This is a genomic window from Streptomyces sp. NBC_00442, from assembly GCF_036014195.1.
Lineage (GTDB): Bacteria > Actinomycetota > Actinomycetes > Streptomycetales > Streptomycetaceae > Streptomyces.
In genome coordinates, this window is record NZ_CP107918.1 from 1,665,506 (window position 1) to 1,678,842 (window position 13,337).

Genomic DNA, 13,337 nt, shown 5'->3' on the forward strand with positions numbered 1-13,337 from the left:
TCCGCCCGCGATCAACCATGCGCTCAGCCCTGCTTTCCCGTGCGCCTTCCCGCGCGAGTGATGACGCGAGGTCACCGTCCATGGCAAGAACTGTCCCGTCGCACCGGGCCCTTCGGCCGTCGCGGCCCCGCAGCCTCGCGGCCGCCGCCCTCACGGCCGCGCTCGCGCTCACCGCGGCGGGCCCGCCCCCCGCGCGGGGAGTCACGGCCGACGACGCCAAGGCCGGGCGGAAGGTGCTCACGGCCGCCGTATCGCAGAGCGTCGACTCGTTGAGTCCCTTCCTCGCACAGCGGGTGATCAGCACCAGCGTGCACCGCCTGATGTACCCGTACCTGACGGACTACGACCCGAAGGACGGTCATGCGATCGCGGGCCTCGCCACCGCGTGGAAGGCATCGCCGGACAAGCTCACCTGGACGTACACCATCCGGGGGAATTCGCTGTGGTCGGACGGGCAGCGGGTCACCGCACGGGACGCGGCCTGGACGTTCAACACGATGATGAGCGACAAGGGCGCGGCGACCGCCAACGGCAGCTTCGTCGCGAACTTCAAGAAGGTCACCGCGCGCGGCCCGGCCACGCTCGTCATCGAGCTGAAGCGCCCCCAGGCGACGATGACGGCGCTGGACGTGCCGATCGTGCCGGCGCACGTGTGGGAGAAGGTCGGCGACTTCACCAAGTTCAACAACGATCAGCACTTCCCGGTCGTCGGCGACGGGCCGTTCGTCCTGACCGACTACAAGGTCGACCAGTACATCAAGCTGAAGCCGAACAGGAGCTTCTGGCGGGGCGCGCCCCGGTTCGACGAGTTGGTCTTCAAGTACTACAAGGACAATGACGCGGCGGTCGCGGCACTCCGCAAGGGCGAGGTGTCCTTCGTCTCCAACTTGACGCCCGCACAGGCGAGTTCACTGAAGTCCGCCCCGGGCATCAAGGTCAACGACGCGCCCGGCCGGCGCTTCCTCGCGCTCGCCACCAACCCCGGTGCGCGGTCACGGGACGGGACGAGGTTCGGCGACGGCAATCCGGCGCTGCTCGACGCGAAGGTGCGCCGGGCCCTGTTCGCGTCCATCGACCGCGGGACCCTCGTCGACAAGGTGTTCCAGGGGCACGCCGTCGAAGGCCAGGGCTACATCCCGCCCCGGTTCGCCGACTACTTCTGGACGCCGGCCGCCGCACAGAAGATCTCCTACGATCCGGCGCGGGCGGCGGCGCTGCTCGACGCGGCCGGCTACCGCGCGGGAGGGGGCGGGAAGCGGCTCGGCAGGGACGGGAAGCCGCTGTCCCTGCGCCTGCTCTGTCACGCCGTCGATCCCAATGACAAGGCCATCAGCAAGTACCTCCAGGAGTGGTGGGGCAGGCTCGGCATCGGCCTGACGGTGGACTGCGTCGACAACGTCACCGACCCGTGGGCGGCCGGCGAGTACGACCTCGCCCTGGACGGCTACTCGGTCAGCCCCGACCCCGACTACGTGCTGTCCATCCACACCTGCGCCGCGCTGCCCGCGACGCCGAAGGTGAGCGGACAGACCGACGACTTCGTGTGCGACGGGCGGTTCGACGCGCTGTACGCGCGGCAGGTGGCCGAATACGACACCGCCAAGCGGGCGGACCTGGTCAAGCGGATGGAGTCGCGGCTGTACGACACCGGGTACATCAACGTCATGGCGTACCCCAACGCGGTCGAGGCGTACCGCACCGACCGGATCGCGGCGATCACGACGATGCCCGAGGCCGCGGGCAACATCTACGGGCAGGACGGCTACTGGAGCTGGTGGTCGGCGGTGCCCGGGGCGGGCGCGGGCGCCGGGCCGCGCGGTGGCGCATCGGCGGGGCTCGTCCTCGGGATCGTCGCGGGCGCCGTGGTCCTGGCCGGGCTCGGCTCGTTCCTGGTCCTGCGCCGCCGCGCCGGGGCCGACGACCGTGAGTAGCCGATGACCACCGCGAGTCCGGCCGAGACTCCCGCCGCCGTCGTCGAGGCGCGCAGCGGTCCGCGGGGCCGCCGTCTGGCGGCCGCGGGCCCGGCGCTCACCTATCTGCGCTATGTGGGCGGCAAACTGGCGGGGGCGGTGGTCTCCCTGTTCGCCGTCCTCGTCACGAGTTTCTTCCTGTTCCGGATCGTTCCGGGCGATCCGGTCCGCACCATGACCCACGGCCGGCAGGTCTCGGCCGGCCAACTGGCGGCTCTGAGAAGCCAGTTCGGACTCGATCTGCCGTTGTGGCAGCAGTTCACGGACTACTGCGGCAAGGCGCTCACGGGCGATCTGGGCACCTCGTACCAGTTCCATGCCCCGGTCGGCTCGCTCATCGCAGAGAAGCTGCCGGCGACGCTGCTCCTGACGGGGACGGCCGTCGTCCTGTATTCGGCGCTCGGCATCTGGCTCGGCACCCGCTCGGCCTGGCGCAGCGGGGGGATGGGCGACCGGTTCAACACGGGGCTGGCGCTGACGCTGTGGTCGGTGCCGTCGTTCTGGCTCGGGCTGCTGCTCATCATCACGTTCTCGGTGGGGGCGGGCCCGGTCCCGGGCCTCTTCCCGACCGGGGGCATGGAGTCCGGCGACACGAGCGGCTTCTCCTACGTCCTGGACGTGGCACACCACCTGGTACTGCCGGTGCTCACGCTGGTCGCGGTGCAGTACGCACAGACCCTGCTCGTCATGCGCTCCTCGCTCCTGGACGAGATGGGCGGCGACTATCTGACGACGGCCCGCGCGAAGGGGCTGCGCGATGTCGCGGTGCGCCGCCACCACGCGGTGCCCAATGCGCTGCTGCCCACGGTCACGATGCTGTTCATCAATCTGGGCCATGTGGCGGCCGGTTCGATCCTGGTGGAGACGGTGTTCTCCTGGCCGGGGCTCGGCGGCCTGTTCTACCAGGCGCTCAGCGTGCCCGATCTGCCGCTGGTGCAGGGCCTGTTCATGGTCTTCGCGGGCGCGATGATCGTGATGAACCTGCTGGCCGATCTGCTCTATCCGCTGCTCGATCCAAGGGTGGGCCGATGACGACGACCCCGTACGTGCCGCAGCCCGTGCCGGGGGCGGGCCGGTGACCGCGACCTCTGCCCCCGGCACGTCGGGCTCCCTGGCCTGGGCGCGCCGCCGCGACTCGGTGACCCGTTTCTGGCGCGCCTACCGTACGCAGCGGTCCGGCCTGTACGGTCTCGCCGGCCTCGCCGTGATCGGCTTGCTGGCGCTGACCGCGCCGCTCACCGCCGGCGACGACGTCCAGAGCGTGACCAGTGCGCCCGGCGGCCCCCTGGAGCCGCCCAGCGCCCGATTCCCGCTGGGAACCGATCAGTTCGGGCGTTCCCTGCTCGGACTGCTGGTCTGGGGCGCCCGGATCTCCCTTGCGGTGGGGCTGCTCGCGGCCGCGCTGAGCGTGGCGATCGGCACGCTGGTCGGCATCCTGGCCGGGCACTTCGGGGGCCGGCTCGCCACGGTGCTGATGCGGGTCACCGACTGGTTCCTCGTGATGCCCACACTGGTGCTCGCCATCGTGCTCGCCACCGTCATGTCGCACAGTCTGTGGACGGTGGTCCTGGCGATCGGGGTGACGTCCTGGCCGACGACGGCCCGGCTCGTGCGGGCGCAGACCATCGCGGTCGAGTCGCGCCCGTACATCGAGCGTGCCCGCGCGCTCGGCGGCGGGCACGGTCACGTCATGAACCGGCACGTCCTGCCGAACGTGATGCCGCTCGTCCTCGCGCAGACGACGCTCGGCATCTCCAACGCCATCCTCACCGAGGCCACCCTCGCCTTCCTGGGCCTGGGCGATCCGACGGTCGTGTCGTGGGGCGGCATGCTCCAGGACGCCCGCGAGGCGGGCGCGGTCTCCTCGGGCCACTGGTGGTACCTGGCGCCGCCCGGCATCGCGATCGCCCTGGTGGCGCTGTCGTTCACGCTCTGCGGCCGGGCCGTCGAAGCCGTCCTCAATCCGAAGCTGGGGGTCCGGTGAGCCTGTTGGAGATCAAGGACCTGCACGTCACGTACGGGACCGGCGCGGCGGCCGTGCGGGGGGTCGACCTGCGGATCGAGCCGGGCCGGGCGCTCGGCATCGCGGGCGAGTCGGGCTGCGGGAAGTCGACCCTGGCGATGGCGCTGCTGCGGCTGCTGCCCGCGTCGGCGAGGACGACCGGGCAGGTGCTGCTCGACGGCGAGGACGTCCTGACCATGCGGTGGGGGCGGCTGCGGGCGGTCCGCTGGGCGGGCGCGTCCATCGTGTTCCAGGGCGCGATGCACTCGCTCAACGCGGTGCACCGGGTCGGCGACCAGATCGCCGAGCCGATCGTGCTGCACGGCCTCGCGTCACCGGCCGGGGCCCGCGAGCGCGTCGCCCGGCTGCTCGAACAGGTGGGCCTGCCGGCCGCGCGCGCCGACGCCCACCCGCACGAACTGTCCGGCGGCCAGCGCCAGCGCGTGATGATCGCGATGGCGCTGGCGTGCGCCCCGGACCTGATCGTCGCGGACGAGCCGACGACGGCACTCGACGTGATGATCCAGGCCCAGATCCTGCGGCTGATCGAGCGGCTCGTGGCCGACCGGGGCATCAGCCTGCTGATGATCAGCCACGATCTGGCGGTGCTCGCCGACACCTGCGACCGGCTCGCGGTGATGTACGCGGGCCGCGTCGTCGAGGAGGGCCCGGCGCGCGCGGTCTACGCGGCGGCCCATCACCCCTACGGCCGGGCCCTGTCGGCGGCGTTCCCCCGCATCGGCGATCCGGCGTCGCGCCGTGCGCCCCGCGGACTGCCGGGCGATCCGCCCGACCCGTCCGCGCTGCCGCCGGGCTGCGCCTTCCATCCGCGCTGCCCGGTCTCGACCGGCGTCTGTGCCGTCGACGACCCGTCGCTGCGCGCCGCGGGACCCGACCACCGGGCGGCCTGCGTCCACGCCGGTTCCCTTCCGAGGAGCACCGCATGACGCCGAGGAGCACCGCATGACCACCACGCCGGGCCCGCTGCTCAGCGCCGCCGGCCTGCACGTCACCTTCCCCGGGCGGCGCGGCGCCGCGCCGGCCCGAGCGGTCGACGGCGTCGAACTCACCGTCGGCGCGGGCGAGATCGTCGCCCTGGTCGGCGAGTCGGGGTGCGGCAAGACGACCCTGGCGCGCGCCCTGCTCGGCCTGGTCGTCCCCACCGCGGGCTGCGTGAGCTTCGCCGGCCGCCCGCTCGACCACCGTCCGCGCGCGCTCAAGGCGTACCGCAGACGGGTCCAGCTGGTCCTCCAGGACCCGAGCGGCTCCCTCAACCCCCGGCACACGGTGTACGACGCGGTCGCCGAGGGCCTGCGCATCCACGGATCGCCGTGCGACGAGCGGGAGTTGGTGGCCGACGCGCTGTCCCGGGCGGGCCTGCGCCCTCCCGAGCGGTTCTTCCTGCGCTACCCGCACGAGTTGTCGGGCGGCCAGCGCCAGCGCGTGGTGATCGCGGGCGCCCTCGTCCTGTCCCCCGAACTGATCGTCGCGGACGAGCCGGTGGCCTCGCTCGACGCGTCGGTACGCGGCGAGATCCTGGCCCTGTTGCTGCGCCTGCGGGACGAACTCGGCCTGTCCGCCCTCGTCGTCACCCACGACCTGGGCCTCGCGTGGAACATCGCGGACCGGGTGGCGGTGATGTACCTGGGCCGTATCGTGGAGACGGGCCCGGTCGAGGACGTCCTGATCCGCCCCCAACACCCGTACACGCAGGCCCTGTTGTCGGTCCTTCCGGAGTCCCCGGGCGACCCGGTGGTCCTGACGGGCGAGCCACCGGACCCCGCCCGCATCCCCGGCGGCTGCCGCTTCCACGCCCGCTGCCACATCCTGGCCTCGGGCGAGGCCGACCGGGCGGGCGTCGCGGAACGCTGCCGCACGGACGACCCGCCGGTCCTCGCGGGCGGCCCGGCGGCGCGGGTGGCGTGCCACTGGGCGACGGCGGTCAGGGCCGGGTGAGCGCCTTGCGGGCGCCGGCTTCGGAGGGGAGTTCGCGCGCGAAGGCCGTGGCGAGGAGCGCCCCCAGGACCCACGCGAACACGGGCGCCATGAAGGGCAGCAGGAGGAGCGCCGGCAGTCGGCCCGCGCTCGCCAGACCCGGCGCCCGGCGCTGTTGGTACTGGTGCTGCCGCCAGGTCTCCGCCGGGCTCGCGGCTTTCGCCTGCACCTGCCGCGCCTTGCGGCGAGCGTAGGTCCAGCCCCAGCCTGCGGCGCCGGTGGAGGCGACGGCTTGAAGGACGTCGCAGAAGTGGCGCCAGCCGTCGCTCAGGCCGTCGACGGCGTTGACGAACATGCTCAGCGTCACCCCGAACATCAGGCCCATCACGATCAGCATGAACCCGACGAACGCGATGCGGCGCAGCCAGTAGGCGGGGCCCCTGCGGTACCACGTGGTCCCGACGATGGGGAGTTTCGCGGGGCCCACGCTCTCAGAAGAGACCCTTGAACCCATTCCACGCCTTCTTTCCCGCGCCGAGCGCGTCCTCGCCGACGCGCTTCAGGTCGTCCCCGGTGTTCGACAGCACATTGCCGGTGCCGTGCCAGATGCCGCCCACGACCCCGTGGTCGTGGATGTCCTCACTCCAGTGCTCGTGAAAACTCTCGTCGATGATGTCGGTCGCGCCGATGACCACGGCGCCGCCGACTCCGGCGATCACGGCCACTGGGACGGTGACCTCCGAACTCGCGATGAGCCCCACCGCGGCCACCAGGCCCGCTGTCGCGCCCGCACCCGCGGCGAGCCCTCCCAGGGCGGCCCCTCCGTCCACCACCACGGAGTGCGTCCACGACCACCCCTTGTCGTGGTCGTCCTTGGCTTCCAGGAGCCCGCAGACGCTCGCCGCCGCGACGTCCACCACCGGAAGCTCCCGCAGGAACTCCGGAACGCTCTCCAGGGCCTTGCCCGCCCTCAGCGTCTCCGCCACGTCCGCGATCTTCGTGTTGAGGACGTGGTCGTAGGGCAGCTTCGAACTGCCGTGTTCGCCGCGGGCGATGTCCGTCTCCAGGCTGTCGAGCTTGCTCAGCGCGTCCTTGTACGCGACGCGGACCCCGGCGTCGTCGGGCAGCGCCCTGCCGGCCTTCTGCCACGCCTTGCGTTCGGCGCGCAGGTCCTTCTTCGCGTCGTCGGCTTCCTTCTTGGCGTCGTCCAGCAGCGTGGCGGCACGATTTCCCTTGACCCGCGTCCGTTCCGAGTCATAGGCGTACAGGCCGCGCAGATAGTCCGCGATGGTGACCTTGTCGCCGGGCGAAACCGCCGTGGTGTCCTCCGCGTACAGCTTCTCCAGCGCCTCCGCCGCGTCCAGGCGCGCCTGCTGGGCGGTGTGCAGGATTTCGTCACGTACCGTGCCGTAGTCGGTGAGCGCCTTGATGGCCTTCTGCTCGGCGGCGTCCGGATGGGTGCTGGTCATCAACTGGCCTGGCACGCCCAGGGGTTGGATCGGCGCTCCGGCCCGCACCGCGACGTCCTCCGCGTTCTGGAGCGCGGCCTGTGCCGTGGCGAGGTGGTCCGCGAGGTCGGTGAGGATCTCGCCGGTCGCCTGGACCATTTCGGCGAATCCGCCCGCCGTCATGGCGTCCTCGGTCCACTTGGCCCGGAACGATTCGTCCGCCTCGCCCTGCCACCCCGTGTCCTTCGCGAGCGCCTCGACGCTGCCGCTCAGCGGCTTCACGATGGATTCCAGGTCCGTCTTGGCCTTCTTGTAGGCCTCCCCCATGGTGCGCAGTGCGCCGATGTCACCGCCGACCCAGCTGTCCGTCATGTGCGGTCCTTCATGTGCGGTCCTTCATCAGGTCGTCGAACAGGCCGTGCACGTCGATGTCGTGGCGCTGCATCGAGTCGTGCGCGTACCGCAGCTTGTCGCTGCGGTCGTCGAGGCGGTCCGACAGCTTGTCGTGCAGACCGGCGATGAGGTCGGCCATCGCCTTGATCGCCGCGTCGCATCCGGCGTCCCCGGAACCGGCGATCGCCGGCGTCACGTTCTGGTGCAGCTTGCGGTAGTTCTCGGCCTCTGTGTGGAAGGTGCCCGCCATCGCGTTCAGGTCCGCGAGGACCAGCTTCAGGTCGGCGCTCATGCGGAGGCCTCCGCGGCGCCGTACGCGCGCTCCAGGTCCTCGGCGCGCCATCGGCGACCGCCCGGGGCGACGACCGGATCGAGCCACACCCTGGGCAGCTTGGACTGCCGCATCGTCTCGGTGAACGGGCCCAGCGACACGGCGACCCAGGGCTGGGCCGGGCCGAGGGCGTCGACGAGGCCGTGCAGGCTGGTGAACGCGACCGGGACGGGCGGACCCGATGGACGGGCCAGGAGTTCGTAGTCCACGCACGGCGCCGCTCCGCCGCCGGGGTAGCGCGGATGGGCCGGTATGAACACCGGGGTGTGGTACGGCGGTACGCCTTGCTGAGCGCCCTGCGCCGGCACGTCGCCGACCAGGTCCAGGAGGCGGGACACGGACTGCTCGCCCACGCGTTCCCCCTTGTGGGGTGGGTTGGGAGGTGGGGTGAATCGGCGCTCAACCTACGCGCGGCACAAGGGACCCGAACGCCAGAAACCGCCCATACCCTGCACCCATGCGCAATGGATGCCAGGACTTGGACGGTTTCGGATCGCTCTTTGACCAGCGTTTGACCGGATCGGATTGGCCGGATCGCGTGACCTTCGGCGCGGCGCCCGGCGGAGCCGGTTCCGCAGGGGCTAGTTCCGCGGGGGCTGGTTCCGCTCCGCCTCGTACGCCTCGATCAGCTCCGTCGACCGCTTCACGTCGTTGCCGATCGCTTCGAGGAGGTCCTCGATGGAGTCGAACTTGGCCATGCCGCGCACATAGGCGAGGAAGTCGACGGCGACGTGCAGTCCGTACAGGTCGAGGCCGACGCGGTCGATGGCGTACGCCTCCACCGTGCGCTCGGTGCCCTCGAACTGGGGGTTGGTGCCGACCGAGATCGCGGCGGGCATCCGCTCGCCCGCCGCTGTGAGCCAGCCGGCGTAGACGCCGTCGGCGGGGATCGCGGTGTGCGGCAGGGTCTCGACGTTGGCCGTCGGGTAGCCGAGTTCGCGGCCGCGCTGGGCGCCGCGCACGACGACGCCCTCGACGCGGTGCGGACGGCCGAGGATCTCGGCGGCGCCCTCGATGTCGCCCTCGGTGACCAGGCGGCGGGTCAGGGTGGAGGAGAACGGCTCGCCGCCGCCCGCCTCGCCGCGCACCCGCAGGTCGATGACCTCGACCTCGTAGTCGTAGGTGCGGCCGAGTTCGGCGAGCACCTCGACGTTGCCCGCGGCCTTGTGGCCGAAGCGGAAGTTGGGACCCTCGACGACGAGCTTGGCGTGCAGCTTGTCGACCAGGACCTTCACCACGAAGTCGGCGGCCGACAGCTTCGAGAACTCGCTGGTGAAGGGGAGGATGAGGATCGCGTCGACGCCGAGCCCGGCCATCAGTTCCGCGCGCCGGTGGTGCGGGGCGAGCAGCGGCGGGTGGCTGCCGGGCCGCACGACTTCACTCGGGTGCGGGTCGAAGGTGACCACGACGGACGGCACGCCGAGCTCGCGGGCGCGCTCCACGGCCCGCCCGATGATCAGCTGGTGTCCGCGGTGCACCCCGTCGTAGGAGCCGATGGTGACGACGCTGCGTCCCCAGTCCTGGGGGATGTCCTCCAAGCCACGCCAGCGCTGCACTGTGACCGCTCCTCGAACCCGTGTACGTCGTTGACCCTTACGCGTCATGCAGGTCTAAGACTGCCATGCCCGGCGGCCCGGGAACGCATCGGCATGGGAGTCCCCAGCGACTCCACGGTCCGGCGGGCGTCGGGACCGACCACCGCGGCCCATTCGTGCGGAGCCTGGAACAGCCATCCGGCGACCTGCGCGGCGAACCCGGGCACCTGCTCGCACAGCTCGACAAGGCGCCGGTCGAAGCACGCCGCGCCCTCGGGCGTACGGGCGAAGAGGAGCCCGGTGCGGTGGACGAGGTCGCGGGTGCGCGGCTCGGCCCGCCGGCCCGAGCCGCGCGCCGCGGCGCCGAGCAGGGCGTCCACGACGGCCAGGTCCCGTGCGGCGTGGCGCTCGAAGGACAGGAGCGCGTCGAGCAGCTCGGCGCGCAGCGGGCGCGAGGCCCGCGTGCCGGGCGCGGCGAGGACGGGGGCGAGCGCACACCGCACCTCGGGATGGCCGCTGCCGCGCAGCAGGCTGGTCACCATCGGGAACAGCACCGCGCGCGCGGCGGGGCCGTATTCGAGGCGCCGGTCCACGAAGGCCGCGACCTGCGCGGCCGCTTCGGGGTGGTGCTCGGCGTGGTCCTGGACGAGGGCGGCGGCGCGACGGGCCAGGGCCGGGGTGTCGATCTCCGCGAGCGCTCGGAGGATGTCGGCCGTCCCGGCGCCGGCGCCGCGCAGCCGCGCCTGGAGGGCGGCGAGGACGGGCTCGGGGTGGGTGGTGAGGGCGGCGGCGAGGGCCGGGGCGGTGAGCCCGGGGTCGCTCGCGGCGTAGCGGGCCAGCGCCCGGTCGAGGTGGCGGGCGCGGGTGCGCGGGTCGCGGATCAGGAGGTCGAGGGCCGCGCCGTGCAGGGCGGCGTCCTCGTGGCGGGCGAGCAGGGCGAGGGCGGCGTAGCGCAGCAGGTCGCGGTCGGCCGCGGTGGGGGCGCGCGGGGCGACGCGCGGCCCGTGGGCGGCGGCCGCGGCACGCCGTTCGGGCCGTTCGTCGTGGGCCCAGCGGTCCACGGCGCGGCACAGCGCCGACGGCTCGTCCTCGGAGAGCTGGGCCAGGAGTTCCTCGGCGCGGACGTGTCCCGAGGCGACGAGTGCCTCGGTGAGGTCGTCGACGGCGAGCGTCCGGCGTGCGTACAGGAGGGCCTGGGCGGCACGGGCGACGGTGGGCCGCACCGGAGCCCCTGGCTCCACGGGCAGCGGTCGTTCGTCGGTGAACCAGCGGCACAACAGCGGCTGTACGGCGGTGGGGTCGCCAGCGAGCCGCCGGTCGACGGCGTCGAGGTAGCGGTCCCAGCCGGGCGCGGCCCCGGGTACGCCGTCGGCGGGCACCAGACGGCGCAGGAGGTCGAACCTCTCGGCCTCGCCGAGCCGCAGCCGCGTCCAGAACCAGGGCCCGAACTCCCCGAGCGGGCCCAGGTTCACCGGTCCGCCGTCCCGTACCGAGCGGCGGCCGATGCGGTCCGCGAGCAGCCGCAGTACCTCCTGGTAGGGCCGTACGTCGGGGACGCGCAGCAGGGCCTCGGTGAGCAGGTGCACCGCCCACCACTGCGCGTCGGCGACGCGGCCGTGCTCGGCGCCCGCCGCCGGCGACCGGTCGAGGACGTCCACCAACTCCTTGAATTTCAGGGCGAGTTGGGTGGATCCCTGCTCGCTCGCGAGCAGCAGCAGGGCTTCGAGGACGGGCCCGATGCGGTGCCGGGGCACCGGCAGGGAGCGGGCGGTGGGGGCCCGGCCCGATCCCGGCGGGGGCGGCACGTGGCCCGGCGGGACGGCACTGACGGCGGGGCGCGAGGGGAGCCGCACGGCCTGCGCGGGCTGCGGGTCGCTCCCGTCGTACCAGCGGTGCACCAGGGCGTGCAGTGCGGCGTCGAGGTCGAGGTGGGCCGCCTGCACCCAGTCGGCGAGTTCCTCGTGCGCGAACCGGTAGCCGGAGCCGGCCGGCACGAGCAGACCCTCGGTGAGCACCGCGGACGCCGACCCCGTACGCCACGGGAAGATCTCCTCGAACGACTCCCGGTCGAGCTCGCCCTGGCCGGGGCCGAGGCAGCGGCGGGCCGCCTCGTGCACCTGCCCGGCCACGCGGGCCGCCCCCCGGCGCACGCCGCTGCCGCGCACCGGGGGGCGGGCGGACGCGGCGACGCGCACCGCGATCCGCAGGCACATCAGGTCCAGGTGGGCACGGAAGACCTCCTCCCGTTCGGGCCTGCCCTCGATGCCGCCGGGCAGCGCGGTCCGTACCTCGGCGAGCAGACGCAGCGTCAAAGGGTGCCGTCCGTCGCGCTCGGCGAGGGCGCCGGCCGGGATGCCGTAGCGCTCGCGGGCCCGCTCCGCTTCCTCGCGGCCGAGGTCGCCGATGCGTACGCAGTCCGGCAGGCGGGACTGCGGCGCCGGATGCAGGGCGCCGCGCGGGTAGTGCGCGCCGGCCTGCTCCCAGTGCTCGGGCCGGCAGGCGACGATCATGCGCGCTCCGGCGGCGCCGAGCCAGTCGGCGGTCGCGGCGCTCCAGTCGTCGAGGCGGTGGGCCAGCACGGGCGGCATCTCCTCCGGCCCGTCGAGCAGGACGAGCAGCGGCCGGCGGGCGTCGAGGGCGAGCCGCGCCACCCGGTCCGGTGTGGCCGCTCCCTCACCGGGCGCCGTGGGGGCGGCGACGATCCGCGCCGCCTGCGTCAGGGCGCGTGCGACGGCGTCGGCCACCGAGGTGTCGTCGGCGCGCAGGTCCGCGCCGCGCAGCCACAGCGTCGGCGCGGGCTCGGCGCCGCGGGCCCTGCGCGCGGCGAACGCGGCCAGTTCGGTGGTGCGGCCGGTGCCGGGGTCACCGACGAGGCCGAGTACCAGGGCCTCGCCCGCGCAGAACGCGGCGAACTCCGCAAGCGTGGCGGGCCGTTCCACGGGGTCCTGCCACACGCTGGGGCCGCCGACGGATCCCACGGAGGTGGCGGTGAGCTGGAGCGCTCCGGCGAGGTTCAGATCGGTGCCGTAGGCGGGCACGGTGGCGGCGTTGCGCGCCAGCAGTTCGGCGAGCGGCCCGTGCGCCGCGCGCAGCGGCACCGCGAAGCCGGAGGCCGGGTGGGATGCGTGCAGCGCGGTCCCCACCACCCCGACGACGGCTCCGGTCACGGGGTCGACGACGGGCCCCCCGCTGGCCTCGCCGCCGAGCCGCATGGCCTCGCTGCCGGCCGTGCCGATCGCCAACTCCAGTACGCCGTCCAGGAGATGGAAGCGGTCGGTGGCGGTGTAGGTGACGGCCGATGCGCCGAGGACGCGTGCCTCGCGCCAGCCGTGGGCGGCGACCCGCACATAGGTTCCCGCGCCGGTCCCGGCCCGCGAGGAGATGGGCAGCGGCCGCAGCCCGAGCCCGTCGGTGCGCACGAGGGCGAGGCCGGCGCCGGGCAGCGGGGTGAGGTCGTCGGCCTCGGCGAGCCAGGTCCGCTCGCCGGGCGCGTGGAGGACGACCCTGCTCAGTCCGTCGACGGCTTCGTGGCTGGTGACGACGGTCCCCCGGTCGTCGGCGACGAATCCCGTTCCCCGGGTTCTTCCGGCCAGGTCACAGATCCTTACGAGCGTCTGCGCGCCCTCGCCGTCAGCCCCGCGTCCCATGTCCGAAACGGTAGTTCTGGGGTGATCCGCCCGAGAAGGACTCCCGGGGAAAGCGCCCCCCTGTGCCCCCGTGATT

11 protein-coding genes are annotated in these 13,337 nt (G+C 73.2%); 5 read left to right on the plus strand and 6 right to left on the minus strand.

Features of this window, described 5'->3' with window-relative positions; all coding sequences use genetic code 11:
* Window positions 1-80: 80 nt before the first annotated feature.
* From OG432_RS07290 to OG432_RS07310, 5 genes are read left to right on the plus strand one after another with little or no spacing between them, the layout of a single operon-like run.
* Window positions 81-1,931: an ABC transporter substrate-binding protein gene (locus OG432_RS07290; protein WP_328308908.1), complete on the plus strand. Its 1,851-nt coding sequence runs from the start codon at window positions 81-83 to the stop codon at window positions 1,929-1,931.
* 3 nt (window positions 1,932-1,934) lie between these two features.
* Complete coding sequence (locus OG432_RS07295) at window positions 1,935-3,002, plus strand: ABC transporter permease (protein WP_328308910.1); 1,068 nt, start codon at window positions 1,935-1,937, stop codon at window positions 3,000-3,002.
* Window positions 3,003-3,045: 43 nt separating this feature from the next.
* On the plus strand, window positions 3,046-3,954 hold the full coding sequence (locus OG432_RS07300) for an ABC transporter permease (RefSeq protein ID WP_328308912.1): 909 nt from the start codon (window positions 3,046-3,048) through the stop codon (window positions 3,952-3,954).
* A complete protein-coding gene (locus OG432_RS07305; protein ID WP_328308914.1) occupies window positions 3,951-4,919 on the plus strand; it encodes an ABC transporter ATP-binding protein in 969 nt (322 codons plus the stop codon). Before OG432_RS07300 ends, OG432_RS07305 begins: the two co-directional genes overlap by 4 nt.
* Before the next feature lie 16 nt (window positions 4,920-4,935).
* Window positions 4,936-5,928 carry an ABC transporter ATP-binding protein gene (locus OG432_RS07310; protein WP_328308917.1) on the plus strand — a complete coding sequence of 331 codons (993 nt, stop codon included), beginning with the start codon at window positions 4,936-4,938 and terminating at the stop codon, window positions 5,926-5,928.
* Here the strand turns inward: OG432_RS07310 and OG432_RS07315 are convergent.
* The 6 genes from OG432_RS07315 to OG432_RS07340 form a co-directional block, all read right to left on the minus strand.
* The gene (locus OG432_RS07315) at window positions 5,915-6,421 is read right to left on the minus strand and encodes a hypothetical protein (RefSeq protein WP_328308919.1); all 507 of its coding nucleotides are present in this window, start codon (window positions 6,419-6,421) and stop codon (window positions 5,915-5,917) included. The two genes, OG432_RS07310 and OG432_RS07315, sit on opposite strands and share 14 nt — an antisense overlap.
* Complete coding sequence (locus tag OG432_RS07320) at window positions 6,399-7,727, minus strand: WXG100 family type VII secretion target (RefSeq protein WP_328308921.1); 1,329 nt, start codon at window positions 7,725-7,727, stop codon at window positions 6,399-6,401. Before OG432_RS07320 ends, OG432_RS07315 begins: the two co-directional genes overlap by 23 nt.
* Before the next feature lie 10 nt (window positions 7,728-7,737).
* Complete coding sequence (locus tag OG432_RS07325; protein WP_328308923.1) at window positions 7,738-8,040, minus strand: DUF6317 family protein; 303 nt, start codon at window positions 8,038-8,040, stop codon at window positions 7,738-7,740.
* A complete protein-coding gene (locus OG432_RS07330) occupies window positions 8,037-8,432 on the minus strand; it encodes an SAV_915 family protein (RefSeq protein ID WP_328308925.1) in 396 nt (131 codons plus the stop codon). The genes OG432_RS07325 and OG432_RS07330 overlap by 4 nt, the downstream gene beginning before the upstream one ends.
* 228 nt (window positions 8,433-8,660) lie before the next feature.
* On the minus strand, window positions 8,661-9,635 hold the full coding sequence (locus OG432_RS07335; RefSeq protein ID WP_328308927.1) for a bifunctional riboflavin kinase/FAD synthetase: 975 nt from the start codon (window positions 9,633-9,635) through the stop codon (window positions 8,661-8,663).
* 44 nt (window positions 9,636-9,679) lie between these two features.
* The gene (locus OG432_RS07340; protein WP_328308929.1) at window positions 9,680-13,261 is read right to left on the minus strand and encodes a trypsin-like peptidase domain-containing protein; all 3,582 of its coding nucleotides are present in this window, start codon (window positions 13,259-13,261) and stop codon (window positions 9,680-9,682) included.
* Between the last annotated feature and the right edge of the window lie 76 nt (window positions 13,262-13,337).

Coding starts and splice junctions, on each gene's coding strand:
- OG432_RS07290 (WP_328308908.1), top strand. CDS start 81: ATGGCAAGAACTGTCCCGTCGCACCGGGCCCTTCGGCCGTCGCGGCCC.
- OG432_RS07295 (WP_328308910.1), top strand. CDS start 1,935: ATGACCACCGCGAGTCCGGCCGAGACTCCCGCCGCCGTCGTCGAGGCG.
- OG432_RS07310 (WP_328308917.1), top strand. CDS start 4,936: ATGACCACCACGCCGGGCCCGCTGCTCAGCGCCGCCGGCCTGCACGTC.
- OG432_RS07315 (WP_328308919.1), bottom strand. CDS start 6,421: ATGGGTTCAAGGGTCTCTTCTGAGAGCGTGGGCCCCGCGAAACTCCCC.
- OG432_RS07320 (WP_328308921.1), bottom strand. CDS start 7,727: ATGACGGACAGCTGGGTCGGCGGTGACATCGGCGCACTGCGCACCATG.
- OG432_RS07325 (WP_328308923.1), bottom strand. CDS start 8,040: ATGAGCGCCGACCTGAAGCTGGTCCTCGCGGACCTGAACGCGATGGCG.
- OG432_RS07340 (WP_328308929.1), bottom strand. CDS start 13,261: ATGGGACGCGGGGCTGACGGCGAGGGCGCGCAGACGCTCGTAAGGATC.